17 protein-coding genes are annotated in these 26,742 nt (G+C 53.0%); 4 read left to right on the forward strand and 13 right to left on the reverse strand.

Annotated features, from left to right (window positions below):
- Positions 1–140 precede the first annotated feature (140 nt).
- From ACN0YN_RS30740 to ACN0YN_RS30750, 3 genes are all read left to right on the forward strand, one after another.
- Positions 141–695 carry a hypothetical protein gene (locus ACN0YN_RS30740; protein WP_417388692.1) on the forward strand — a complete coding sequence of 185 codons (555 nt, stop codon included), beginning with the start codon at positions 141–143 and terminating at the stop codon, positions 693–695.
- A gap of 228 nt (positions 696–923) precedes the next feature.
- The gene (locus ACN0YN_RS30745; RefSeq protein WP_417388693.1) at positions 924–2,789 is read left to right on the forward strand and encodes a beta-propeller fold lactonase family protein; all 1,866 of its coding nucleotides are present in this window, start codon (positions 924–926) and stop codon (positions 2,787–2,789) included.
- A gap of 41 nt (positions 2,790–2,830) precedes the next feature.
- Positions 2,831–3,505: a TlpA family protein disulfide reductase gene (locus ACN0YN_RS30750; RefSeq protein WP_417388694.1), complete on the forward strand. Its 675-nt coding sequence runs from the start codon at positions 2,831–2,833 to the stop codon at positions 3,503–3,505.
- A 20-nt stretch (positions 3,506–3,525) separates the two neighbouring features.
- On the opposite strand, the gene ACN0YN_RS30755 is transcribed toward ACN0YN_RS30750, so the two are convergent.
- From ACN0YN_RS30755 to ACN0YN_RS30810, 12 genes are all read right to left on the reverse strand, one after another.
- On the reverse strand, positions 3,526–4,641 hold the full coding sequence (locus ACN0YN_RS30755; RefSeq protein WP_417388695.1) for an Ldh family oxidoreductase: 1,116 nt from the start codon (positions 4,639–4,641) through the stop codon (positions 3,526–3,528).
- Positions 4,642–4,739: 98 nt separating this feature from the next.
- Complete coding sequence (locus ACN0YN_RS30760) at positions 4,740–6,155, reverse strand: DUF1501 domain-containing protein (protein ID WP_417388696.1); 1,416 nt, start codon at positions 6,153–6,155, stop codon at positions 4,740–4,742.
- A 47-nt stretch (positions 6,156–6,202) separates the two neighbouring features.
- A complete protein-coding gene (locus ACN0YN_RS30765) occupies positions 6,203–9,538 on the reverse strand; it encodes a DUF1553 domain-containing protein (protein ID WP_417388697.1) in 3,336 nt (1,111 codons plus the stop codon).
- Between the two features lie 326 nt (positions 9,539–9,864).
- Positions 9,865–12,318: a phenylalanine--tRNA ligase subunit beta gene (gene pheT, locus ACN0YN_RS30770; RefSeq protein WP_417388698.1), complete on the reverse strand. Its 2,454-nt coding sequence runs from the start codon at positions 12,316–12,318 to the stop codon at positions 9,865–9,867.
- Between the two features lie 54 nt (positions 12,319–12,372).
- The gene (pheS, locus tag ACN0YN_RS30775) at positions 12,373–13,356 is read right to left on the reverse strand and encodes a phenylalanine--tRNA ligase subunit alpha (RefSeq protein WP_278468803.1); all 984 of its coding nucleotides are present in this window, start codon (positions 13,354–13,356) and stop codon (positions 12,373–12,375) included.
- Between the two features lie 315 nt (positions 13,357–13,671).
- Positions 13,672–15,081 (reverse strand): DUF1501 domain-containing protein, encoded by a 1,410-nt coding sequence (locus tag ACN0YN_RS30780; protein WP_417388699.1) that lies wholly within the window; start codon positions 15,079–15,081, stop codon positions 13,672–13,674.
- A gap of 53 nt (positions 15,082–15,134) precedes the next feature.
- On the reverse strand, positions 15,135–18,113 hold the full coding sequence (locus tag ACN0YN_RS30785; protein ID WP_417388700.1) for a DUF1553 domain-containing protein: 2,979 nt from the start codon (positions 18,111–18,113) through the stop codon (positions 15,135–15,137).
- An 804-nt stretch (positions 18,114–18,917) separates the two neighbouring features.
- Complete coding sequence (locus tag ACN0YN_RS30790) at positions 18,918–19,778, reverse strand: hypothetical protein (RefSeq protein ID WP_417388701.1); 861 nt, start codon at positions 19,776–19,778, stop codon at positions 18,918–18,920.
- A 624-nt stretch (positions 19,779–20,402) separates the two neighbouring features.
- Positions 20,403–20,699, reverse strand: coding sequence for a hypothetical protein (locus tag ACN0YN_RS30795; protein ID WP_417388702.1), 297 nt, complete (start codon positions 20,697–20,699; stop codon positions 20,403–20,405).
- 108 nt (positions 20,700–20,807) lie between these two features.
- Positions 20,808–22,358, reverse strand: coding sequence for a hypothetical protein (locus ACN0YN_RS30800; RefSeq protein WP_417388703.1), 1,551 nt, complete (start codon positions 22,356–22,358; stop codon positions 20,808–20,810).
- 17 nt (positions 22,359–22,375) lie between these two features.
- A complete protein-coding gene (locus ACN0YN_RS30805; RefSeq protein ID WP_278468799.1) occupies positions 22,376–22,735 on the reverse strand; it encodes a hypothetical protein in 360 nt (119 codons plus the stop codon).
- Between the two features lie 111 nt (positions 22,736–22,846).
- On the reverse strand, positions 22,847–23,203 hold the full coding sequence (locus tag ACN0YN_RS30810; protein WP_417388704.1) for a DUF2089 family protein: 357 nt from the start codon (positions 23,201–23,203) through the stop codon (positions 22,847–22,849).
- A 543-nt stretch (positions 23,204–23,746) separates the two neighbouring features.
- On the opposite strand from ACN0YN_RS30810, the gene ACN0YN_RS30815 reads away from it, so the two are divergent.
- Positions 23,747–25,057 (forward strand): Gfo/Idh/MocA family protein, encoded by a 1,311-nt coding sequence (locus ACN0YN_RS30815; RefSeq protein ID WP_417388705.1) that lies wholly within the window; start codon positions 23,747–23,749, stop codon positions 25,055–25,057.
- Between the two features lie 469 nt (positions 25,058–25,526).
- On the opposite strand, the gene ACN0YN_RS30820 is transcribed toward ACN0YN_RS30815, so the two are convergent.
- On the reverse strand, positions 25,527–26,372 hold the full coding sequence (locus tag ACN0YN_RS30820; protein ID WP_417388706.1) for a tetratricopeptide repeat protein: 846 nt from the start codon (positions 26,370–26,372) through the stop codon (positions 25,527–25,529).
- Positions 26,373–26,742 lie beyond the last annotated feature (370 nt).

The following is a 26,742-nucleotide window of genomic DNA, read 5'->3' on the forward strand; positions in this document are numbered from 1 at the left end:
GATCACCAGCACAGAAAGCAGGAACTACATTACACACTGTGGCTACCGCTACGGTTATCTGTGACGCGCTCTAGTATCAACGTATCATCTGCATCTCGCAGAACACTTTTTGTCACGTATAGGAATTTGAGGAGAAATACATGAAAAGACTGCTTACACTTTCAGTCGCGTTGATGTTTGTTGCAGCCAGCTCATTCAGTTCAGCAGCCGAATTGAAATCTGGGATCGAAGTTGGCGGAAAACCAGCTCCTTACACAGTCAATGATTGTACGGGACCCAACGCTGGTAAATCACTCTGTTATCGCTGCAGCTACGGCAAGCGACCTGTTGTGAATATTTTCACTCGGGACATGAATGGCAACGTTCAGGATCTGATTACTCAAATCGATGCCAAAGTCGGTGAAAACCGGGATCAGAAAATGGCTGCTTTCGTCGTGCACCTGACAGACGATGCTGACAAATCCAGCGCTGAACTGAAAAAAGTTGCTGACAGCAAGAAAATCAAAAACACTCCGCTGACCAACTACGAAGGCGAAGCCGGTCCTTCTGCCTACAAAATTTCCAAAGACGCTGACATCACCGTGCTGATGTGGGTTGATGGACAGGTGAAGGTCAATCACGCTTTCAAGAAGAATGACCTTTCCAAAGACAAAATCTCTGAGCTCGTTAAAGAGACTTCCAAGATCTTGAATTAGTGGTCCATCAATCCTGTATTGACAGGTGGTCAATGTCAGGTGAGCACGCCAGCGAGCGTGCGGACCATTTCGGCCAACGTGTCATTCCAGGTCTGATAAGATACTAAGGATCGATGAGATTACTTTAAAAGTATGACTCGACCCCGCTTACCCTGACCGGTGAGCGGGGTTTCTACTTCCCGCCCGAAAAGTCCCAGACGAATCTACACAGTAACAAAAGGGGTTTGCATGTCTCTCAGTGTCAGGTCCGTTCGTTCTTCACTGCAGACAGCGCTCGTCCTGATTACGAGCCTGGTCTTCACCACACAACAGTCATCTGCCGGTCAGTCAAACAGCCTGCTCGACATCTCCACCGATGGGAAACTGCTGGCCTGCTCGAATAGAGACAGTGGCTCAGTCACCATCGTCGATTTGAAAACCAGTCAGAAACTCCATGAAATCAAAGTCGGCAAACATCCCGAAGGGGTCTCGTTCGTGGGAGACAGCCATCAGGTCGCCACTGCGGTCTATGATGAAGACCGCATCGTCTTCCTCAACGCCGACACCGGCAAACAGACCGGGCAGACCGAAGTCTTCGACGAACCGTACGGCGTCGTCTCCACAACAGACGGCAAACGCATCTTCGTAACCCTCGATTATCCCGGCCGGATTGTTGAGATTGATCCTGCGACACAAAAAGTCGTACGGGAATTCTCATCCGGAAAACATCTGCGAGGCATCGCCGTCTCGAACGATAACCAGAGCCTGTTTACCACCGAATACTATTCCGCGCTGGTCCGCCAGGTGGATGTCAAATCGGGAGAGACCGTCGACGAATGGCCGGGCGGCAGCACCGATAACCTGTCGCGTCAGATCACCCTGCACCCCCGTCGTGCCAAAGCCTATCTCCCGCATATCCGCTCACGCATCACCGTCGCACACGGCGCCGGTTCGATCTTCCCCATCGTCTCCATCGTCGATACGAAGCCGGGTGAAGGCAAACGCCGCCGCAAAATTCCCATGGACTCATTCCGCGGTGCCCGCGTGACCTGCAATCCCTGGGACACCGCGATCACTCCCGACGGTAAAACGTTATTCGTCGTCTTCGCCGGAACCGACGATCTGTATGTCAGCAATGTAATTGATGACGACTACCGCGAACTCACGTTTCGTGATTCCCTGAATGTCGGTGCCAACCCGCGTGGCGTTCGCGTCGCGCCCGACGGAAATACCTTTTACGTTTACAATGCCCTCGACTTCGAAATCGTCGCGTATGACACCAGTTCGCTCAGTAAACTGGCCACGATCAAAGTCACTGAGAACCCCTTAAGTGATGAAGTCCTGCTGGGCAAACGACTGTTCTATACAGCGCTGCAACCCATGACGAGCCGCCTCTGGATCTCCTGTGCCAGCTGTCATCCCGACGGCCAGCCCGACGGCAAGACCTGGCACAATCCCGAAGGACTGCGAAATACCCAGTCACTGGCGGGCATGTCCTGGACGCATCCCATTCACTGGTCTGCGGACCGCGATGAAGTGCAGGACTTCGAGCACACCATTCGTGGCCCGTTGATGCAGGGCAAAGGTCTCGTTCGCGGCAAAATTTATGAATCACTGGATAAGCCCAACAAAGGCTTATCAGAGGCCCTCGACGCGATGGCCGCTTATTCCAACACTCACGATTTCACCCTCAGTCCCTATGCGAAAAAAGGGCTATCGCCCGCCGCCCAGCGGGGACGCCAGTTGTTTTTCTCAAAGCAGACCCAGTGTGCCACCTGTCACTCAGGTCCCTTCCTGACTGATTCCGTTCCGTCAGAATCAATCGTGCGTCACAATGTAGGCACAGCCGTCGATAACCCGGGTGAAAAAATGGGACCGGAATATGATACTCCGACACTGCTGGGCGTATACCGTACTGCTCCGTATCTGTCACACGGCAAAGCCCAGACACTCGAAGAAGTCTTAACCACATATAATCACAATGACCAACACGGCAAAACCAGCCAGCTTTCGAAACAGGAACGTGCCGACCTGGTGGAATTCCTGAAAGCACTCCCCTACGAAGACCCGGTACCACAGGCCAAAGCTGCCGGTCTGGTGAAAATCACGAAATAACTCACACCCATTGAAACTTCATGACTGGAATATTAAACAACATGTCACCTCAAGTACTCTGCATTCTCGGTTTACTCATTTTATTCTTTGGCTGCAGCCAGGAAGGCAGCACAGCAGATACCCCGCTGGATGTGGATGTCCCTGCACAATCGGTGGACACTTCAGAAGCAGAACCCGCGACGAATAAAACACAGACGCCCGCGATTCCCGATGCACAGACCTTTGAGCACGAAGGGGTCACGGCTCAAATTGCCAACTGGGAACAGTTACAGGAATTCATCGGTTCTCAGAACGGAAAAATCGTCGTTGTCGATCTCTGGTCCAGCTGGTGTGAACCCTGCCTCCGCGAATTCCCGCATCTGGTCGCTCTACAGAAAAAGTATCCGGAAAAAATCGTCTGCGTTTCCTTTAACCTGAACTACGATGGCAGTAAAGATTCTCCCCCGGAATCCGGCAGCGAAGAACTGATGGAGTTTTACACGAAGCAGAACGCAAAAATCGTTAACCTGATTTCCAGTACGCCCGACGAAGATCTCTACAAAAAGCTCGATCTGGCTTCCATTCCCGCCGCTTACGTGTATGGGACCGACGGGAAACTGCTGAAACGCTTCGATAACGAAACCCAGGCCTACGGAGAAGAAGGTTTCACCTATGAAGCACACATCACTCCGATGATTGATGAACTGCTGGTCGAAACAAAGCAGCCGGAAAAATGATTGGCCTCGTTCTCGACCAATCATTTTTCTGCCACGGGAACAGCGACATCTTCCTCTTCAGGTTGCCGCGTTTCTGCGACTTCCAGCGGTGACACTCCATATCGGTCTGCCAGCTGCTGGAACTGCTTAATCAGCTGCCAGCCGACAGGAATTCCCTCTGCCGTCCGGACTTCACGCGAATTCGCTTCGGGTTCGCCTGGGTAGAGAACCTGTCCCCCCGCTTCCAGTGGCTGCAATCCCCCCCACCGCTGAATGATGCCGGTAATCCGCTCCTGAAACGTTTCCACCGTGGTAAAGTGGCTGATGTCAATCGCCCCCACCATGCCCCCCAGCAGGCGCCGCTGTGTCAAATCGCCATACATTTTGGGAATGTCAGGTCCACTGGGAGCCCCTCCCAGCAGCGCACACAGTACATCGATCATCAATCCCAGCCCCGAACCTTTAAACCCGCCGAACGGGAATATCGCCACCACTTCATTCGGATCTGTCGTCCCCTTCCCATTTGCATCCAGCGCCCAGTCCCCGGGAATCGAAACCCCTTCGGTAGCGGCATTGGCAATCGTATTCCAGGGCGTAATGCTCGTTGCCATATCCAGGCAGAGCGACTTCCCTTCTTTTCCAGGCGCGGTAATGCACAGCGGATTGGTCCCGCAGAAAGGTTCCGCCGCCCCATGGGGCGTCACCATTGGATCAACGTGCGTAAACGCAAAACCAATCATCCCCTCAGCGGCAATTCTGAGACCGTAATATGCCAAAGCACCACAATGTGATGAATTACAGATCGACACCCAGCCGGCCCCCGACTTTCGTGCCAGCTCCACCGCGTGATCGGCGGCTTTCACCATCGCCAGTTGTCCCAGACCATGATCGCCGTCCACCCGACCGACGGCAGCCCCCAGCGGCTCCCACTGCATCTCCGGACGGGCCTTGATACTCTGCTGACGAATTCGTTCCAGGTAGTGAGGCAGTCGCGCTACGCCATGCGAGTCGATCCCGCGCAGGTTGGATTCCACCAGTGTGTCAGCCACCAGTTCTGCATCCAACTCCCTCAGTTCGGCCTGCAGCAGTAACTGAATACAAAACTCTTTCAAACAGTCGGCTTCAATGAGTGCGCTTTTCACCTGAATCTGTGGCAAGAGGTCACCTCGTTTTATTCTGACGGTTCCACTCGAATCTGGTACACGACTGTCGAGAGAAACGGTTTTTAATCGAATTGATTACTTAAGAAAATGAATCAGGCAAACAGATCATACATCACTTCGCCATGCACATCGGTCAGACGGAAATCCCGACCGGCGAACTGATACGTTAATTTCTTATGATCCAGCCCCAGCAAATGCAGGATCGTGGCATGCAGGTCATGCACGTGCACCTTATTCTGGACTGCATAATAACCATAATCATCAGTGGCACCATACTGCAGTCCCCCTTTAATGCCTCCGCCGGCCATCCACATCGTGTACCCCTGGGGATTGTGATCGCGACCGTCGGCTCCCTGGCTGACCGGTGTTCGACCGAACTCGCCCCCCCAGAGCACCAGCGTGTCTTCCAGCAACCCGCGTGTTTTCAGATCTTTCAATAACGCGGCGATGGGTTGATCGACTTCTTTGCAGTTTCGAGGGAGTGCCGTTTTCAAGCCCCCATGCTGATCCCATTTATAACTGTGAGTGATCTGCACGAACCGCACGCCCCGCTCTGCAAAACGTCGTGCCATCAGACACTGCCGCCCGAAGTTTTTCGTCACATCCTGATCGAGACCATACATCTTCTGAGTTGCCTCGGATTCATCGCTGATATCCTGCAGCTCCGGGGCCGCAGTCTGCATCCGATAAGCCAGCTCGAAAGAATTGATCCGTCCCTCCAGCGCCGCATCCGGACCGGACTCAGCCAGATGTTCCCGGTTCATCTGCTGCAGATAATTCAGTTCCTTTCGCTGTACCGATAACGGAATCCCGCTCTCATTTTTAATGAAGGGGATCAAAGCCCGGTCAGCGGGGATACTCGCATTGCCGATCGGCGTTCCCTGGAAATCAGCAGGCAGAAAAGAAGAGCTGTAGGCGTTCACGCCCCCATGCGTCAATGTCGGACAGACCGTAATGAACCCAGGCAGATCGCGATTCTCAGATCCCAGGCCGTACGTAATCCACGATCCCATACTGGGTCGGACAAACGTATCACTGCCGGTATGCAGCTCCAGCAGCGCTCCCCCATGACGTGAATTCGAACCATACATCGAGTTAATGATACACAGATCATCGACACACCCCGCGACATGCGGAAAGAGTTCGCTCACCCAGGCACCACTCTCGCCATGCTGTTTGAATTTCCAGGGAGAGCCCAGCAGGTTCCCCGTCTGAGCAGAAAAGACTTCGGGTTTATCAAACGGCAGAGGCTTGCCACTGTCTTTCTGCAACTGCGGTTTGTAGTCAAAGGTATCCATATGCGACGGACCGCCGTGCATAAACAGGAAGATTACCCGTTTCGCTTTCGGCGTGAAATGCGGCGCCTGTTCCGGCTGCTTCCGGGCCGCCTGGCTTTCATTGCCCAGCAACGCCGCCAGTGCCAGACTGCCAAACCCGGCAGAACTGCGTCGCAACATCTCCCGCCGTGAGAGAGGCGATGATCCCTGATAACTATTCCAATGATTCATAACAGTACTCTTTTCCGTCAGACAAACCAATCTGCATCGTTGTCGGTTCAATCCACAAACAGAAACTCATTCGATGAAATCAAGACCCGGCACAGACTCTGCCAGGTACGCAATGTTTTTTGTTCTGCAGGCAATTCCAAAGCAGCCAGCTCCCGCTCGTACAGTTCCAGATAAGCCAGCGCCGATGCTGTTTCCTTCTGACTGGCCGATCGACCATAGACGCGTTCATAAATCCGATTGACTTTCGCCGGGCCATCCAGGTGTGTCTCATGCAGGATCGACTCGGCAAAGTCTTCGGTATTCTGCATAATGAATTTGCTGTTCATCATGAATAAAGCCTGTGGTGCCACCGTCGTATGCACCCGGTTTCCGGACAGCACACTCGGGTCCGCAAAATCAAACGCCTGCAGCACGTCATACAGGGCACTGCGAATGATGGGCAGATAGACCGAACGCCGATTGGTCTGGTATACCACCGGATCCACGTTCCGCGTACTGGTCACATATTTGCGGTTCTCCACTGTCAGCAGCGAGCCCCCCATTTCATAATCCAGTTTGCCGCTGACAGCCAGAATCGAATCCCGGATCGCTTCTGCTTCCAGACGTCGACGATTCATCCGCCACAGCAGACGGTTCTCCGGATCGACAGCCGCCATCTCCGGATTAAAATCGGTACTCATCTGGTAAGTCGACGACAGCATGATCGTGCGGTGCAGCGCTTTGATGGACCAGCCATTCTCCACAAACTCGACTGCCAGCCAGTCCAGCAGCTCCGGATGCGAAGGGCGTTCGCCCAGCTTCCCGAAGTTGTCCGTCGTCCTGACAATCCCGGCTCCAAAATGCCAGCGCCAGATCCGATTGACCATCACCCGCGACGTCAACGGATGTGTGCCGCTCGTCAGCCATTCTGCCAGCTGCAGCCGTCCACTCCGTTGATCATCGATGGGTGTCTGTTCTTCTCCTTCAATAATCCGCAGGAACTGGCGCGGAACTTCTTTTCCCAGTGTAAAGTGACTCCCCCGCAGATGCACCTTGATATTTTCCGGCTTCTGCTCCGAAACCGCCATCGCAGCCGGATACTCGGGAAGTGACTTCGTCAGTTCCTTTTTCCTGTCGCGTTTCATTTTGAGCTGCGTCAGAAATTCAGCAGCATAACTCTTCTCGCGATCTTCCGGTAATGCAAACGGACCTGTCGCACCGTAGAGCACACTGCGAATCGCTTCCCGCTGCGGATCGGGTAAAGCTTTCGCTGCTTTCCCTGCTTCCGTTTTCAGATATGCCTGCCATTCCTGATCGACTTCCGCAAACAGTGACGCATACAATTCAGCCGCTCTGACCAGCCTCTGTTTTTCCGGGACATCTCTCAGAACTTCGAAGCGTTTGAAATTCGAACCCAGTTCCTCTGGAATGGTCCCCTTCTGTACCAGTTCGTTCCAGATCACAAACGGCGAAGCAGTTTCTCCCGCAGATTTTTTCAGATACTCGGCCCACTGCAGCAGGAACCCGCCCACCAGTGTTTGCTCAGGCGCAGTCAGAACTGCGACTCTGCTCTCATTCTTAGTAGAAGAATCATGCGGCTTTGCAATCAGCAGTTTATCGATATGGGGAAATACATTTTGACTCTCCAGACGGACCCGGTTCCGCCCCGCCTTGAACTGATAAATGCCCTCGACTTTCCACTGTTGCGATTTAGGAAACCAGCTCCCCGTCACTTCGCCGGCGGCACTGTCATTGACCAGATCCCCATTGATCAACAGTTGCACCGGCCTTGCAGCAGCAGCCGCGTAACGGATCTCCAGCTGATAGCGGCCCGCCTCCGGAATTTCGACTTCATACTCGGCAATGTTCGGCAGTTGCCCTGCATTGTAGATGACACCAATCCCCTCGCCGTAACCGGTCGTGGATTTTTTCACATTACCCGTCTGATACGCTTCTGCTTCGACCAGGATGGCCGACTGTGCTGCATACCCGCGTGGATCAGCGCCAATCGACTGGGCATCGCTGGACTGCTGATCCTGATAGTTTTTAATCTCTGCCGCCAGCAGATAAGCGGCCAGCTTGCTGCGTTCCTGTTCCAGCAACCGCTCGTCAGCCGCTGTCTGAACGGATTTGATTTCTGTATCCAGTGTAGCAATCTGCTGTTTCTGCGCTTCCAGCGCTTTGATCTCAGACGGGCTGGCCAATAACTGTTCCTGCCAGCGGGCCACCACTTTGAAGTTTTCCATCGTCTTCGTACTTTTGAAGATCCCGGCCAGTGAATAATAGTCTTCAATCGGAATCGGATCGAACTTGTGGGTATGGCAGCGGGCACATCCCAGCGTCAGCCCCATAAAGGTTCGGCCCACCGTATCCAGCTGCTCATCGATGATATCCATCTGCATTTTCATCTGGTCATCTTCGGCCAGCATCTTGGCGCCGATGGAGAGAAAACCGGTCGCAGTAATTTTTTCGTTTCGCGTCTCCGCATCGGCGCCTTCCGCCAGAATGTCACCGGCCAATTGTTCCTGCAGAAACTGATCGAAGGGTTTATCCTTGTTGAACGCAGCGATCACATAATCGCGATACCGCCACGCATTCGCGTAAGCCAGGTTCTCATCGAGGCCGTTTGAATCGGCGTAGCGGGCCACATCCAGCCAGTGACGCCCCCAGCGCTCGCCATAACGGGGTGAAGCGAGCAGCCGATCCACCACCCGGGCATAAGCCTCCGGCGATTCATCGTTGAGAAACGCTTCAATCTCCGCGCGTGTCGGCGGCAACCCGATCAAATCAAACGTGGCGCGGCGGATCAGTGTCTCTTTATCGGCAGCAGAAGCGGGAGTTCCCCCCGACGCTTCCAGCTTCGCCAGCACAAATCGATCGAGTGGCTTTTTCACCCAGTCGACACGTTTTACTGCAGGCAGTTTCGGCTTGTGAGGCGGTTGAAAGGCCCAGAACTCCTGTTGCGATTTCGTAAACAGCGGACCTGCTGCGGACTCCTGTTTCAGTTCCGTAACCGGTTTGGCATCAGGCCAGTAGGCACCGTCGCGAATCCACTCTGTCAGATCGCTGATCGCTTTCTGAGACAGCTTATCCTTTGGAGGCATATGTAACTGGCCGCTGTGTCGGACGGCACTGATCAACAGACTCTCGGCAGGTTTTCCCGCCACAATCGCCGGCCCCCGTTCGCCACCAATCACCAGCCCGGCAAACGTATCGACCCGCAAGCCACTCTCAATCGAATCCTCGCTGTGGCAGTCGTAACAGTGGTTGATCAGCAACGGGCGGATCCGCTTTTCGAAGAATTCGGCTTTCTTCAATTCCGCTTCTGACGCGAACATCGGACGCAACGCAGTCAGGCTGACAAGTAAACTCAAGCCCCAAAATACCAGGAGTTGTCGTTTCATTCATCTGCTTCCGGGAGGGCACGTGTGTGAAGTAAATCGCTACTTACAAACCGTTTTCTTCAGGCAGGATGAGCACGAAACTGCACAGGGCAGCCCGTGACCCAATGGATCATATATTATATATAATCAGATCCGGGACACAAAATCAACCGCAGAATGCCAACTGTTACCGACTTTTAAAAAATGAGTTTCCCAGGCTGATCCACTGCAAAACAGCCAGATATTGGTTCCCCTCTTCGAAACCCGGCTGTTGGGACCAGCAGTAAAAAAACACGCCCCGGTAAAGAGGCGTGTGATTTGATTCTTTATCGGGAACTCAACGGCCCTTATCTCTGGACTACACCGTATTCTGCCTGCAGCTGTTTCACTACATAATCCATCAGCTGCTGTGCTTCGCCGGATGTCAGCGTATGCAGAGCGTCGCGGAACAGCATGCGAATCGTCAGACTCATCGCTCCTTCCCCCACACTTTCACCGGTGAAGGTATCGACGCAGACCACACTTTCCAGTTCCGGCTGCAGAACAAAATCGGCTCCCGCATCCTTTCGCGGTTCCACTTCCAGGTTCTCGACAGCCGAGGCGAACGCCTTTTCCAGTGAGGCTTCGATTTCGGCGTAATGCAGATCGCTGGGTACGACGATTGAAATATCACGGGCAATCACCTGAGTTCGTGCCAGGCCTTTGAACATGCCAGGAGGCGACTTCACGGTGATCAGCGTCGTCAGGTCCAGTTCGAAACCATACAGAGGCACACGAGCCCGGTCTTTGATCCCCAGAGCATCCAGGTCAATGCGACCTAATGCCCCGATGCGCTGTTCCCCCTGACTGATCACGGCGAACTCTTCACTGCGATATCCGGTCGCCGGAGTATCGCTGGCAAACGTGCATCCATCTACATTCAGGTGTGAAAGCAGATTTTCAACCAGCCCCTTGGCACGCAGGAAATCAATATCTTTCTCAGAGGCAATCCAGGCGGAATCGTTTACGGGTCCCCCCAGTACGCCTCCCGCCATCCAGCGTTCATCAATTTCCTTGTTCTGCCGGAACGTCCGATCGACTTCGAAGAACCGGAAGCTGCTGGCACCACGACGGGCATTGCGTTCAGCGACTTCAATCAGACTTCCCACCAGACTCTGACGCAGTGTCGTCATCTCTTTGGAAATCGGGTTCTGTACCTGAATCGCATCCCCGGGCCACTGGCTGAACGAGAGCGCAATCTGTTCGGTCGTCAAAGGCGGAGTACGACATTCCAGGAAGCCATTGCTCGTCAGGAAACCGGCGACACTGCTGCGCAGTCCGTCGGTCTCTGAAACGCGGCCTTTCGTTGTGGTCGCCATCATCGGCTTCATATCGATACTGTCATATCGCAGCAGTCGGGCCACATCTTCCGCCAGCACAACTTCATTGTTGACGTCGACGCGCCAGGTAGGAACCGAAATCGTAAGATCATCGTCGCACTGCATGTCCAGTTTGGTCAGACAGTCTTTGATCTGTGCGCCACTGATGTCTGCTCCCAGAATTTTGGAAACACGCTGGGCACTCAATGTGAATTGAGTCGACTGCTTGACGTTCGGATAACTGTCCGCGACCACGGAGGCGGGACTGGCTCCCGAAAGTTCCGCATCCTGCAGCATTTCTGCGGCACGGTTGAACGCACCACTCAGCATGCCATTCGGATCGGTGCCCCGCTCAAAACGATAAGAGGAATCGGTGCCAATCCGCAGTTTGCGGGCAGATGTTCGAATGCAGACCGGATCGAAACAGGCCGATTCCAGCAGAATCCGTTTGGAGTCTTTCGTGGTCTGGGAATCCCAGCCCCCCATGATCCCGGCCAGCGCGATCGGCTTTTCACCATCGGCAATCACCAGTGGCTCGTGAGTCGCATCGACTTCCGATTCATCCAGCAGCTTGAGTTTTTCCCCGTTCCGGATGCGGCGGACTTCAATCTTGTTTCCTTTGAGAGAATCGAAATCAAACGCATGCAGCGGTTGTCCCCATTCCAGCATGACGAAGTTGGTGATATCCACGACATTGTTGATCGGTCGCAAACCTGCAGTCTGCAGACGACTCTGCAGCCAGTGAGGCGAAGTTCGTACCTGCACGCCATCAAAGACCTGGCAGGTATAACGCGAACAGAGGCTTTCGTCGGCAATCTCGACAGCAACCGCTTCTCCCGAACCCGATTTCGAATTTAACTCGCGGGCACTGGGATATTTCAATTCCATTCCCAGTACGGCGGCGACTTCGCGAGCGACGCCAATCATCCCCAGACAGTCGGGACGGTTGGGCAGGACCGAGACTTCGACCAGTGATTCTTCAATCGGTGAAACGGAAGGCAGACTCGCTCCCAGCATGGCTTCGTCTTTGAAGACCTGCAACCCGGTGGTACGGGCAATCAGTCCCAGTTCGCCATCCAGGCAGAGCATGCCCTCGGACTTGATGCCTTTGAATTTGCCTTCACCAATCAGAGCGCCGCTCGGCAGCTTCGTACCGGAAACCGCAACCGGGACACCCCAGCCAATCTCAACGGGATGCGAAGAGGCACAGACGATGGTAATCAGCTTGCCTTTTTCGATTTCGACCTGGCATTCATACAGCGCGCCCGTATCGCCTAACGGCTTTTTCTCGCGAATAAACCCGATGCGGATCGGCTCCAGCGCTTCTGCCAGATGATATTCTTCCTCGACTTCCAGGCCGACGGTCATGAAGGCGTCGAGCAGTTCCTGTTCTCGACAGTCTGACGCCAGATAATCGCGCAACCAACCAGTATTAATTCGCATCGTTCTCTCTTCTATGCCAGAAAATTCGTGTCAGGTTTCACCAGGTTCAGTGGATTAAAACTGACGCAAAAACGCTTCTTCATTTTCGTACATCAACCGGATATCACTGATCCCGTGTCGAATCATCGCCATGCGGTCCAATCCCAGACCAAAGGCGAAGCCCTGCCACTGTTCCGAATCGACACCGCCGGCCTGCAGTACTTCGGGTCGAATCATGCCGGCTCCCAGGATCTCCAGCCATTTGCCGTTAAACATCACATCCACTTCCGCACTCGGCGTGGTGAACGGGAAGTAACTCGGGCGGAAACGCAGCTGCACATCTTCGCCAAACAAAGCACTCGCCAGCTGATACAGAACCCATTTCAGATCAGCAAAGCTGATATTCTGATCGATGGCAATCACGTCCAGCTGATGGAAGATAGGAAAGTGGGACGCATCAATTTCATCGCGACGGTAACAGCGTCCCGATGTCATTGCCCGCAACGGTGGCGGCCCGAACTGTTTCATCGCCCGGGTCTGAAACGCCGAGGTATGTGTGCGTAACACATTCCCGACTGTTGTATAAAATGAATCGTGCATGTCCCGCGCGGGGTGCCAGTCGGGAGTGTTCAACGCGTCGAAGTTGAAGAATTCGGTTTCGACTTCGGGGTAATCGTCGTAGCGAAACCCCAGGCCGATCAGAATTGATTTCACTTCTTCCATCGTCGCCATCAGGGGATGTCGATGACCGGGTAGTGACCGGACTCCCGGCAGCGTCACATCGATGGCGTCAATTTGAGGCCCCGTTTTTTCAGTCGCTTCTAGCGCTTCTTTTTTATCCGTGAGTGCGGTCTGAATACTCTCTTTGACGGCGTTCAGTGTTTTCCCAAACTCGCGTTTTTCTTCTGGCGATAATGACTTCAGCTGCTGCTGCAGTGCTTTCAGCTTTCCCTTTTTTCCCAGGTACTGAACCCGCACTTCGTCCAGTTCCGCAAGAGTTTGTGCCGCCGCGATGCTCTCCATGGCGGCGTTTACCAGCGCGTCATTATTGTCAGACATTTTGATTCTTCAGATTCTCGAATATTCTGTTAATGGATTCAGTACTCTGCACATCGTCGAGTCGCTCATATCTCATGAATTGACAACGAGTTGCGCGCAAAGTCCGCCTGAGGTCGGGATTGTAACTATTCCCGGAGTATTCTGCAACTACCCCCACGCCCCGCGGGAACCTCATTCAACAGAAGCCCTGAACAGCTTTAAGCTTAGCGAGATCATGGGTTTGCATTGAAATAGAACAGACCGGCTGAAGAGTCTGACAGGCAGACCGCATCTCAGGTTCTCAGCGGTAAAGAAACTGAAAGAAACGGTCGCAAATTAACCGTTGAGAATCTCGGTCACCACATCGCCGTACACGTCGGTCAGGCGGAAATCGCGACCTGCGTAACGGTAAGTGAGCCGCTTATGATCCATGCCCATCAGATGCAGCAGCGTCGCATGCAGATCGTGGATGTGCACTTTGTCGCGGGTTGCATAATAACCGTATTCGTCGGTCGCCCCGTGTACGTGCCCCTTTTTGACTCCGGCACCGGCCAGCCACATGGAATACCCCTGCGGATTATGATCGCGACCGTTCTTCCCCTGGGCAATCGGAGTCCGGCCGAACTCGCCTCCCCACACCACCAGAGTATCTTCCAGCAGACCCCGCTGTTTCAGATCTGCCAGCAACCCTGCAATCGGCTTGTCGACCATTTTGGAATTACGTTCATGGCCGTTTTTCAATCCGCTATGCTGATCCCATTTATTATTCCCCAGTGCGACTTCAATATACCGCACTCCCGCTTCGGCAAAGCGACGCGCCATCAGACACTGCCGACCGAAGTTTTCAGTGGTCTTGTCATCAATGCCGTACAAAGCCTGCGTCTCTTTGGTTTCCGAATTCAGATCCATCAGTGTGGGAACTTCCGACTGCATCCGGAATGCCAGCTCATACGAATTGATCACCCCTTCGATTTCATTATCCAGCTTGACCTGCGCCAGATGCCGTTCGTTCATCTTCTGCAGCAGGCCCAGTTGTTGCCGCTGCTGACTGACCGAGGCACCGTTGTTATCCAGAAAGCGGATCTGCGCTTCTTTGGCCGCGGTGTCGGCATCGCCAATCGCGGTCCCCTGATAGACGGCCGGTAAAAAGGCACTGCCGTAATTTCGCACGCCCCCATGTCCACGCGAAGGACAGATGGAAATGAAACCGGGCAGATTGTTATTCTCTGTTCCCAGTCCATACACCATCCATGAACCGACCGAAGGCCTGACCAGACTGTCCGAACCGGTATGCAGCTTCATTACAGCCTGTCCATGCGACTGACCGTTGGTATGCATGGAATTGATCACGCACAAATCATCGGCGTGTTCGGCGACATTTTCAAACAGCTCTGAAATCCACAGTCCGCTCTCTCCACGCTGCTTGAACTTCCAGGGAGACTTCATCAGTCGCAGATTTTCCTGGGATGACTTTTCGATATTCTTCGCCGCTTTGAAAGGCAGCCGCTGACCGTCCTCTTTATTCAGACGAGGCTTGTAATCAAAGGTATCCACATGGCTTGGACCGCCGTGCATGAACAGAAAAATCACCCGTTTGGCGCGCGGTTCGAAGTGTGGCGTTTTTGACATCAACGGTGACTGACTCTTCAGCGCGGCTTCCGCGCTCAAGCCAGCCAGCGCCATGTAACCAAAGCCACACGCTGATGATTTCAACATCTGTCGTCGTGAAAAATTGAGAGCTTCCATAACAGATCATTCTTTATTCAAAGGCGCGTCAATCGTGAGATTCACGCTGTCATTTAGTTCAAAAAGCGAAATTCGGTCGACGCAAACAGGATCTGGCAGTACGAAGCCCAGGCCTTTTGAGTCGCCGTTTTCGGGTCCGCATTCTCTTTTGCATTCTGCTGCTTGAGAGCATCGATGTACTGCACTGCTTCGGTCTGCTCGACTGCCGTAGCATCCCGCCCCAGACAGGCCTGATACAATTGAGAAACGCGCTGGCGATCACTCTGCTGTGTGTCAGACAACAGTTTTGACGCGGTCTGCTCCGCCTGTGAAACCACAAACGGACTGTTCATCATAAACAGCGCCTGCGCGGGAACAGTCGTCACCGGACGATTTCCCACCAGCATTTCCGGAGCCGGAAAATCAAACACGGTTAACGCCGCCGGAACATTTCCCCGCACGATCGGCAGATATATACTGCGTCGAAACTCGGACGGATTCTGATCCACTTTTTTATTCCGGTTGGGACTGATGGCCTGCTCGGGATAATGGGCTACCGAAGAGCCTCCCTGCTGCAGATCGAGTTTGCCCGAAATCGACAGGACCGCATCGCGAATTTTTTCTGCAGACAACCGCCGACGATTCATCCGCCAGACCAGGTGATTGCCGGGATCTTTCTGGTAACGATCATCGCTGAAGTCGGAACTCATACGATACGTATTGCTGACCATGATCTCGCGAATCAGTGTCTTCATCGACCAGCCTTCCGCAATGAACCGCTCTGCCAGATAGTCCAGCAACTCCGGATGCGTGGGCTGTTCTCCCAGATGACCAAAGTTATCGACGCTGCGTACCAGTCCGTTTCCAAACAGATGTTTCCAGATGCGATTCACCATCACGCGGCTGGTGAGTGGATTCTGTGACTGACTCAACCAGTTGGCCAGTTCCAGCCGCCCACTCTGCTGTGGACTCACTTCCGGCTGCTCCTGCAGAGTGGCAATCGTCAGAAAGCCCCGATCCACTTTGTCACCCAACTGATGAATATTCCCTCGACGGGCAATTCGATAATCAGCCGGGTCCGGCTGCTCACCCACGGCCAATGCCATCGGTGCTGGAGGCGGTGCGTTTTCTTTTAATGTATTGATTTCCTCTTTCAACTTTTTGACGCGGGCCTGCAGCACCGCGACTTCTCTGGCTTTCGCTGCGGAATCGGCTCCGTCGTTCGGTTTTTTCGCAACCAGCACTTCCCGCTGTTTCGGCAGTTTGAACTGAGGCAGAAACTGTACCGCATCCACGACGACGTAACCGAAAGCCCCTTTGTTCGAAATTTCCACAAAGCCGACATCGCCGGCGGCAAATTCGAAAGTCCCCAATGAGGTAAACATCCCGTCAATCGAACCGGACTTCGTCTGATCGACGTAAACCGTCTTCGCTCCCTGCAGGGAATGAATCGTGACCGGCACCCGATTCGCGCGGCCTTTACTTCCCGGAAACGCGAAGCGGACTTCATACTTCCCGGCTGCCGGCAGATCGGGAGTGAAGCGAATCGACTTCTTCCCCTGTCCTTCATTCATGTCATGCACATAACCGACACCCAGGTAATTCTTCGAAAAGACCGACTCTTTCCATTCCCCGGTTTTCTGCGCCCGGGCATCATCAACGACGATCCCCGCCAGTTCTTCCAGATCCCGCTGCTGCTTTGTTCCGCCCTGCAGTTTCTTGAGTGTTTCCGAATCGTCATTCAGCGATTTTTCCAGCTTCGCCAGATCCGTCTCATATTTCTTGATCGCAGCCGCATGTTCCGGTTTGATAGGCAGTGGTCGCGTCATCCAACCCGAGACGAACTGATTGTTCAAGCGGTTACCGTGCACGGTCTCGGTGCTGCGGAAGATTCCCGCCAGCGCGTAATAGTCAGACATCGGAATCGGATCGAACTTATGATCGTGACAACGGGCACAGCCCAGCGTCATTCCCATGAAGGCCCGCCCGGTCACATCGATCTGCTCGTCGACAACATCCATGCGGAGTTTTTCTTTATCCCGCTCACTCAACATCTTGGCACCCATCACCAGGAAGCCGGTCGCCACGATGTTCTGCGTCCGCTCATCATCATTATCAAACGGCAGCAGATCGCCGGCGATCTGTTCGCGGACAAACTGATTATAAGGCTTGTCTTTGTTGAAGGCTTGAATCACATAATCGCGGTACCGCCACGCATTGTAAAACGTGAGGTTGATATCCAGGCCGTTCGAATCCGCGTACCGCGCCAGGTCCAGCCAGTGACGTCCCCATGTCTCACCATATTGAGGCGAGTCGAGCAGGCGATCAATCAGATGCTCATACGCCTGGGGTGAAGGATCGTTCACAAACTGCTGAATCTGTTTCGGCGTTGGAGGCAGACCGGTCAGATCAAAATAAACGCGACGTACCAGCGTCTGTCGATCTGCACCCGGAACCGGCGTCATCTGTTTTGCTTCCAGCTTCGACAGAATGAAACGGTCAATGTCATTCGTCGGCCAGTCGCTCTGTTTCACCGGGGGAACCGTTGGCTTCGTCAGCGGACGGAACGACCAGAACTCACGTTCCTTGTCAAAGTCAATCGCCAGCTCTGATTTCTTCGGCTGTGAACTCGTCTTCACTTTCCCTTCACGTGGATCGGGTGCGCCCATCTGAATCCATTTGCGGAAGTCGGCAATGATGTTCGCCGGCAGTTTCTCATCCGGGGGCATCGCGTAAAAATCGGGATCATGTTCGATCGCCTGCAGCAGCAGACTCGACTTCAGATTGCCGGGCACGACCGCTTTACCGGAATCGCCGCCCATCCGAATTCCAGCCCGCGTATCCAATACAAACGAAGCGTTCTCCGGATCAGGTTCTCCGGAATGGCAGTCGTAACAGTATTCCACCAGCACGGGACGGATTTTGTTCTCGAAGAATTCAATCCCGGCCTGCTTCTGTTGCAGCGCCGTTTGTGGACTTTCTGCATGCGCTTTCTGATTGACGACACAGACAACGGCAAGACTCAGGCAGGACAGATAAAGGAAAGGACGCAAAGCAGTTCTCCTTCTCGAAGCGTTTCTTGATGATCGCACTCAATAGGCTTAGGGAAGCTCACTCTCTGGGAATGAAAAACAGGCAGGAGGGAATCAGTAAACTCTGATCAGGCCTGAATTTCAATCATCGTCCAGTATAACGCATCAACGCCGATCCATGAACTAAATAACTGCAATTTCCACACAGTTTTAGCCACTTCTCCAGCAGAACTTACCAGATCAGCACGAAACGCAGTGGAAACACTTTTATTAACGAAATAAAATAATTCCGAATCCAGCCTCGAAGCCAGATTTCACGAATCAGCAGTCCTCAAACAATGATTTCTGATATAGAAACCAGGCGCTTTCACATTCGTTTTTGCTACCACGAAAAACACGAAAGGACACGAAAAAACTTCGGGTAGGCCCGAATACAATTCGGGTCGAGCGGAGCGAGTTGGAAACTGACAGTGTTGTTTGCGAGCAAGAGAAATCCTTAATTTCTCTCTATGCAGTCGAGAACCGAATTCGGAAAGCGAAATAGCAGATTGAATCTCCCCCCTGGCAGGAGGTCTCAGCTCACGAGATCATTTCATCGCAAAGCGACCAACAAAATTAATGTGGTTTGAGGAACGCAAACTCTTCACATCGTCTGCCCTGCAACCTCCTGTTACCTCTGGCAATACCGGATTTCATCCGGCACCACCTACACCCGCTCCCGTAACACAACCATTCTGCGTCAGCATTTTTTCGTGATTTTCGTGTCTTTCGTGGTAGCAAAAAATCCGTGGTAGAAATATTTCGCGGTCCCACATACAAACAGCATCATTTCACAGGAAAGGGAACCGCATCCGATACCCCCAGGGACTTGCCACCAAATCCCTGGTTGCCGCTTGACTGATACGTTCCCCAGACACGGTATTCGTCTCCCACAGCCGGCAGTTCTACCTTGTCGCCGATGTAATAATACATCTCTGCTTCTACGGTAACATCCTGACCCGTTTCAAACAGAATCTTCACGGAGCCAGAATCGGATTTATTGGCTTCCTTGACTTTACCAACAATCCCCAGCGACTTGCGTTCCACATCAAAGTCGGAATCGGAATTTTCCGGTTTGTGAATATACTTCTTGTCCACCGCCTCTGAATCTTTCGCAAACTCAGCTGCAAGTTCACTGGCTTGAACCACGGGGAAGGGCTTCCCTTCGACCGATACAATTTTGCAGTCGACCGGACGTGCTGAGAATTCCCCCGAGTGCTTAAATTCTACCGTGACCGTCTGGCCGGGCCCCACCGACCGCCATACTGGCGGGCCGAAAAATTCACACGACACATCATTGACTGTATTCTCATCCTTGGGGAGGTACAGATCCAAAGCGGTCGCGGGCTTCTTTTCATCGTAATAGCCCATGTTAATTCCCATATCACTCACTTCACCTGTGATCCGAATCGTACGTCCTTTTAAATGCTCCGTCTTATATTTCAGCTTATTCTCATGCTCCTTCCACTGCATGGGAGTCATGACAATCGGATCAGCTTCATAATCAACCGGCTTAGGTTCAGCAGCGGCTGAAGGTTCGCTCCCCTGCTCCCCCTTGGCACTCTCGGTCCCACTCGGCTTTCCCTCCCCACTGCAGCCCACAGACACGAAACACATCAACAACAGAAAAAATGCTTGCCGAAACATAATCAGACTCCAGTGAGACGAAAAAGAACACTGCCTCTTCGCAAAGAGACATCGTCAGTCAATGTGGAATTAACAGGCACCACTTCAGAGGTGTACCCGGGTAATAAATTCGAAGAAACTACCTGAAACATGATGAGCACTGACATGTACTAAAACAGCCTACCAGAAGCCTTACCAAATCACAAGCGTATAGTATCCCTGTTTAGTCATTCCATGAAACCTGATCCAGTAGATTTTCGTATCTTTCGTGAATTTCGTGGCAGTAAAATTCGAACCTATTTTACGCTCCCAGCGGGTGGGCTCGAATGCAATTCGGGCCGAGCGCAGCGAGCAGGAAACTGACAGTGTAGCGTGCAGGCAAGAGAAATCTGGGTTTGCTCTCAATACCATTCTGGACTGAGGTCGGAAAGAGTATTACCAGTTTATACTTTTACTCTGTCAATTTCCTGTTGCCTGCGGCAATACCGGATTACATCCGGTACCATCCACTGCTTCTCCAGGAATAACTACACAGTAATTTCTGTGTTTTTTTGTGGTCGCAACTTTTCGCCACGCAATCAGTCAGCTCTTTCAGTTTTTTTCACTTCATCGCCAACTGAACTCCCGAACGTTTTCAATGTTCGCTCAGGTAGCATCTGCCCCTCTCTTTTCTTTCACGGATCGATATTCAAGTTCATCCCAGTCAAACCGTCCGATCCAGTACTGCTGTTCCTGGTCATAGTCGATCACCGCAGGCGTTTCCAGGAAATCCGGATTACCAGCTTCATCGATATCGTCCGGCTGACTTAAGATGACTTTCATCCCGCGCGAAAACTCCAACCCCTGTTCTTCCAGGTCCTTCCACGTCCCCACACAAACCAGGATCGCATTACGATCCCGGTCCAGTTTATTAAAGTCAGCATAGATGCGCGGAATTGTCATTTAAACTCGCGAGCTTGAATCAAATCAAAAAGTATTTCTGGCTTCGATATTATAACGAAATTCAGTCGTTTTTACCTTTCACAATACACTCCATTGTTGGGAAGCACATCATCGCCGGACCTTAAGCACAACCATCGCACCTTTTTGCCGAAACGGTGACTGCATGTAGCCGGTCGTAGGCAGGTCGACCTGAATATGCAATCGCTGCCGCTGCCCTTCCGTTTCGACAGCATAACCCAGCAGACGGTAGGGAATGTCCTCCCCGGCTGCCCGGACCTCGGTGACCTCGACAGAGCTGATATCCTGCCAGTCTTCCGGCAGATCGACGACAATCAGTGCACGATCGTTAAACAGCTGTTTGTTCGAAGCCAGATCCGCATGATACGTATCGGTAAACTCACTCTTCAATTGCAGGTTCGACAATACCGCACTGATCTGCAACTGATCGGCACCGCTACGCGTGGTCGTAATCTCAAAAGGTGGTTTGGTGAATGCCTCTGAAACGATCAGCGCGGGGTCTCCAAACAGGATCCGCGCCGCGGTCCCCTTGAGCATCACGTCGCTGGGTGTCCATTTCGGAGAAGGCATCTGATCCACAAACGGCTCGAGTTCAGGTAGCCTCCCCCCATTCCCCAGGATCACGCCGTTATGCGTGTGCCGCATGACATCGCCCAGCGAACGTCCGGTATAGGCCAGGTATTCCATTTCCTGGTAGACCGGAATCCCGTGATCAGGATGCAGAGCGGCCAGGTAGGCGATGGTACTGTTATCGAGCAGGTTCAGACAAAAGCATTTTTCCGCGGAGACCGTCTGACCCTCGACCTTCCCTTTTGGGGTCCATTGTTTATACCAGCGACCGGTGACGCCCGTATAACAGGCACCGTTAAATATTACACTGGGTGAGAGTTTCAGTTGTTTCGCCTGCTGACCTTGCAGCCCGTCGATCACCCCGTCCGGATCGCCATGACCGCCCAGATGAATCAACCCTGCTCCCTGTAACGCATCCAGTCGGCTGTCGGTAAATCCGTCTGCACCGTGCGAAATACTCGCCAGTGCCGTCCGCTCCTGATACACGGGAATCATGAAACAACCCGCATGCTGCAGGAACTGGTTCTGAGGAGCCTGGGGGTTGGGTCCGAAATTATCGATGAGCTTACCCGGTAAAGTGGATTCACCCTTCACGGCTTTGGCAGTCCGCTCCACGAATGAAGTGACAGCGTCTGGATTCGCACCGGTAATAAATCCACTACTCACATCAACGAGTGGGTCATCATCAATCCGGGTGGTCAATGCCAGCCATTTCCAGGCAAAGTTCACATCAAGTTCGTCCGGCTTAATAAATATCAGCGCATACCGAGGCTGAATCGTGCGGAGTGACTCCAGCAGCGATTCCAGATTTTCAAGGGAAAACTTCAACCGGGTGGCATGCGGATGCAGTGCTTCCACTTTCTGAATTGCCCGCTGATAATCGCGATCAGCGGCTGCAGTCGCCAGAATCACATAGGGGCCTGAACTGTCCAGTCGCACGGACAAAGGTTGACGTGGCTTTGAGAATGCGAACGGCTGACAGGCGAAGAGCACTACAAAACTGGAAACAGCAATTCCAGCCAGACTCAAGGTCCAGATCAAAGCCTGACGTTTGTGTGACTGCATCACCATGATTCATTTCCTGTCATTCAGCCGACACGGATCGATTCAGCGGCGATGCGTCGGTTTTCTGCCTCTTGATAATTTTTGCGAATCACCGGGATCAAAGCACCGGGGATGATGGAAAACATCAATCCCACCATCAGAATTGGATACCAGATTCCATAAGGTTGTCCGCTGATAAGCGCGAACAGGCCGACACCACTCAGGATCAGTCCGATGATTACGAACATGAACATCCCGCCGAGGATGACTTTGCGTCCCTTCCCGCGCGGAGACAGAATTCCGCACAAAGCCCCCCATATGCCGCACAATGCTCCCCCACCACCGCCGACAATCGCCCCGAACCAGGCACCAAATGTAACAGGATCAAACCAGGGTGCATCCATAATGCTATTCCTCTTGCCTCTAGACTGTGTCCAGAATTAGTAAAGCGTCTCCAGGTCTATTGGGACCGAGTCTCTAAGATTGTCAGACGCTATGGTTCAATGTGAATCGCTCTAGTGAGTCGATCGATGTAACTCGAGAATGCTCTGCGCCGCTGTGCCGGTGAGCTGGCCGGTTTCAACCAGATTGGCCAGTAGATTTGCCATCTCATCGCGCTCACGGTTTTCGACCAGCATCTCCAGCCGCACGATCAGTTTATCCAGCCGTGCCCGCACGGTCGGATAGCTGATACCGTAATAACGGGCCACTTGTTTCAACGAACCGGAGGCCAGCACCAGCTGCAATATGAACTCCAGATTCTCCTGATCCAGAGTCAGCAGGGGATGCTCCGGTCGTTGAGTTTGACCAGAAACCAGCCGCGACGTGACGGCCATTTCCTTTACAGATTCAGATAGTTTGATATCGCTCATGTTTAACATTATTCAACCACACTTTAACATTGTAAACAACAATATCAATAAAATTGAATTTTTATTAAAACTAATCCTGATCTCAATCAGGCAAGATGAGCCATTTCTGAACCAGATTCAGATGAAATCATTCCCACATCAGCGGGTGGGCCTGAATCAAATTCGGGCCGAGCGCAGCAAGCAGGAAATTAACAGTGTTGCGTTCAGGCAAGAAACAGCTCGTTTGCTCTCAAATCCATTCTGGACTGAGGTCGGAAAGAGTATTTCCAGTTTATAACTTTACTCTGTCAATTTCCTGTTGCCTGCGGCAATACCGGATTACATCCGGCCCCCCCCACTTTCGATCCCGTAGTGCAACCAGCCTGAGTCAGTAAATTTTCGTGTCCTTTCGTGTTTTTCGTGGTAGAAAAACTTCGTAAATTCCGTGGTCAAATTTTCGCAGTCCCCACAGTTTTCTTTTGCCCCGCGCACCCCGTCCCCTATAATAAACGTTCATTGATGTATCCCACCACCACGACTCCCCCCGATGGAGGAAGACACACCATGGATCGCAGGACGTTTCTACAGGGTTCAGCCGCCGGGCTGGCATCACTCTCTCTGGAACAGGTCGCCAAAGCCGCAGCCAGTGAACGCATTCGTGTCGGCATGATCGGTGCCGGCGGTCGTGCCTCGGCCCTTAACCGTCACTTCGCGGAAAATCCCCAGGCCGAAATCGTCACCATTGCCGAGATCGACTCTGCCCGCCTGGGTAACACCGTGGAAACCGTCACGAAACTGCAGGGAAAACAACCTTCCGTCACGCAGGATTTCCGCCATCTGCTCGACGACAACAGTCTCGACGCCATCGTGGTTGGCACTCCCGATCACTGGCACGCCATCCCCACGATCCTCGCCTGTCAGGCCGGCAAAGATGTCTACGTCGAGAAACCGGACGGGCACAACATCGTCGAAGGCCAGCGGATGGTCGCCGCCATGAAAAAACACAATCGCGTCGTGCAGCTGGGTTCGCAGCACCGGTCCACCGAACGCCTGCAGTCCGCCCTCGCTTACATCCGCAGCGGCGCCCTGGGTCGCTGCCTGGTCGCCAAAGCCTGGGAAAGTACGAAGCAGGGAAACATCGGCAATCCCCCTGATGGCACGCCCCCGGAAACCGTCGATTACGACATGTGGCTCGGCCCTGCGAAAAAACGTCCCTTCAATAAGAACCGATTCCACGGTCGCTGGCGCTGGTTCCACGATTACGGCACCGGCGATCTGGGTAATGACGGCGTACACCGTCTCGACATGGCCTTCGCTGCACTCAATGCCGCCTGCGCAGCACAGGGAGACGCCGCGATTTCACTCCCCACCAAAATTTCTGCGACCGGCGGCAAATGGTACTTTGACGACATGCAGGAATGGCCCGACACGCTGCAGGTCACTTACGAATACCAGAGCGATACGCCCAAGATCCTCACGTATGAAATGCGGATCTGGGCCCCCTACCATTATCATGGCGAATCAGAAGGCGCCGTTATCTATGGTGACAAAGCCCATATGACCATCGGCAACAGCCGCTGGCGCGTTTACGGCGAGCGCGGCAAGCTCATCAAGGAAGTGAAAGGAGACAGCGACGCGACACCGCATGTGGCCAACTTCCTCGACTGCATCAAGAGCCGCAGCAAACCGGCCTGCGATCTGGAAACGGTCGGCCACCCGGCTTCGGTTCTCTGTCACGCCGGCAACATCGCTGCCCGCGTCGGTCGCACACTGGTTCTTGACCCGAAAACCGAAACCTTCGAAAACGACGACGCCGCCAACCAGCTCCGCGGCCGCGAAGAATGGCGCAAACCCTGGATCTTGCCCGAGGTTTAAGTGCGACAGAAGAGTCAGGTCGGGTGGCACTGTTGGCTCGCCAACAGTGAAATAGAAATCATCCCCATAGGAAGACGCACCCAGACCCAAGGGTAGGCCCGAATAAAATTCGGGCCGAGCGTAGCGAGCAGGAAACTGACTGTGTTGCGTTCAAGCAAGAACCAGTTTGTTTGCTCACAATTCCATCTTAACTGCGTTCGTAAAGAGAAATACCAGATCGAACCCTTACTCTGTCAATTTCCTGTTGCTTCCAGCAATATCGGATTACATCCGATACCACCCAACTTCTTTCACACACCCACCAGCAAAGTTTTCGTGCCATTTCGTGTCTTTCGTGGTAGTAAAAAGCTGGAAGACCTCGTTTCATTTTAAATTGACCCCAGTCCGCGTTACACTGGGCCCGAATAAAATTCGGGCCCAGCGCAGCGAGCAGGAAACTGACAGTGTTGCGTTCAAGCAAGAGAAATCCTTACTTGCTCTCAATCGCCCTGCGTGACGACTTGAGATATTTCACGCACAGGTCGTCCTGCTGTTGCATCCATTCATCCTGGTCGAATTTCCAACGTTTTTTTGCCGAGCCCGTTTCCCAGTACATGAACTCCAGATAAGTCTGCATCAGCGTCACACCGAGCACCGGCTGTTTGGTCTCGAAGAAACTGTCGATGGCTTCCTGAATGATTCCGTAGTCATTCTTCTTCGCTCGAAATGCCCATTGTAATTTTCGACGGTTCTTCCAGATCGGATTCTCAGCATACGCTTCCGGCGGCTCAGTCTCTCTGCCCAGCCACCTGAGCAGGGAAGCATCGAAACGTCCAAAAGTGGGAGGGGAGATCAGCGACTGCAAAGCGAATTCCCTCGCCTGGTCCAGATTCTTGAGTCGGCGATGCTGTTTTGCCAGCAGAGATGAAACCAGGGTGAACTCAGGCAGTCGATCCAGTGCCTGCTGCCAGGCATTCACCGCCCCATCGACATCTTTCGCCTTTAATAATGCATTCCCCTGATTATAGAGTGCCTCAGGAGAAACCGGATCAATCTTCGCATCGGGCCCCATGGGCAGATCTTCGTTTTCCTCGTCTTTACTCTGCCAGCGCAGGTATTTCTGATAAGTCGAGAAGAAAGGCCCGAGTTCGAAAGTATCATGAAAGGTGCGTACCACAATCGGCTGACGTTTTTCTTTGCCGATGGGCCAGTAAAGTCCCACTTCATCTCCGCCGCCGTAGACATCGGAATTGACGGTGACATAGGCCAGACTGGGAGGAAAAACCGGATCAAGATCAATCACATCTGAGGGACCATAATCTTTCGGCCAACGCATTATTCACACCCTTCCTGAGATAGCAGAGGAGATCAAGCAGAAACTGGTTTCGCAGTGCCAGTAGATACAAATGACCATGGTACAGTATCACGATATAAAAGCAACGCAGTAGCAGATTGATCCGTCGACACAGCTGAGATAACCGCCGGGTGCCATCTGTCGGCTCGCCTGACAGTGGCGCTGAATCAGCGTCCTTCTCTATAATTGTTGGGTCCGGCCCATCTACCTGCCCGCCAGTAGAAGCACAAATCAGAATCACACTTCCAGAGGAATCAGAAAAAGTCCCCAACGCGGGGTGAAACTATGAAAGAAGGCCGAGCCGGTGGTGGTATTCTTTAACGCGTGGTAAACATTGTTTTTCTCAACCTTG

The sequence above is a fragment of the Gimesia sp. genome (assembly GCF_048260065.1).
Classification (GTDB): Bacteria; Planctomycetota; Planctomycetia; order Planctomycetales; family Planctomycetaceae; genus Gimesia.

Bases quoted from the DNA above. Each gene is read 5' to 3' on its own strand.
- pheT (WP_417388698.1), bottom strand. From the start codon at position 12,318: ATGCGAATTAATACTGGTTGGTTGCGCGATTATCTGGCGTCAGACTGT.
- ACN0YN_RS30820 (WP_417388706.1), bottom strand. From the start codon at position 26,372: ATGCGTTGGCCGAAAGATTATGGTCCCTCAGATGTGATTGATCTTGAT.
- ACN0YN_RS30815 (WP_417388705.1), top strand. From the start codon at position 23,747: ATGGATCGCAGGACGTTTCTACAGGGTTCAGCCGCCGGGCTGGCATCA.
- ACN0YN_RS30740 (WP_417388692.1), top strand. From the start codon at position 141: ATGAAAAGACTGCTTACACTTTCAGTCGCGTTGATGTTTGTTGCAGCC.
- ACN0YN_RS30800 (WP_417388703.1), bottom strand. From the start codon at position 22,358: ATGGTGATGCAGTCACACAAACGTCAGGCTTTGATCTGGACCTTGAGT.
- ACN0YN_RS30795 (WP_417388702.1), bottom strand. From the start codon at position 20,699: ATGACAATTCCGCGCATCTATGCTGACTTTAATAAACTGGACCGGGAT.
- ACN0YN_RS30810 (WP_417388704.1), bottom strand. From the start codon at position 23,203: ATGAGCGATATCAAACTATCTGAATCTGTAAAGGAAATGGCCGTCACG.
- pheS (WP_278468803.1), bottom strand. From the start codon at position 13,356: ATGTCTGACAATAATGACGCGCTGGTAAACGCCGCCATGGAGAGCATC.
- ACN0YN_RS30790 (WP_417388701.1), bottom strand. From the start codon at position 19,778: ATGTTTCGGCAAGCATTTTTTCTGTTGTTGATGTGTTTCGTGTCTGTG.
- ACN0YN_RS30750 (WP_417388694.1), top strand. From the start codon at position 2,831: ATGTCACCTCAAGTACTCTGCATTCTCGGTTTACTCATTTTATTCTTT.
- ACN0YN_RS30780 (WP_417388699.1), bottom strand. From the start codon at position 15,081: ATGGAAGCTCTCAATTTTTCACGACGACAGATGTTGAAATCATCAGCG.
- ACN0YN_RS30765 (WP_417388697.1), bottom strand. From the start codon at position 9,538: ATGAAACGACAACTCCTGGTATTTTGGGGCTTGAGTTTACTTGTCAGC.
- ACN0YN_RS30760 (WP_417388696.1), bottom strand. From the start codon at position 6,155: ATGAATCATTGGAATAGTTATCAGGGATCATCGCCTCTCTCACGGCGG.
- ACN0YN_RS30745 (WP_417388693.1), top strand. From the start codon at position 924: ATGTCTCTCAGTGTCAGGTCCGTTCGTTCTTCACTGCAGACAGCGCTC.
- ACN0YN_RS30805 (WP_278468799.1), bottom strand. From the start codon at position 22,735: ATGGATGCACCCTGGTTTGATCCTGTTACATTTGGTGCCTGGTTCGGG.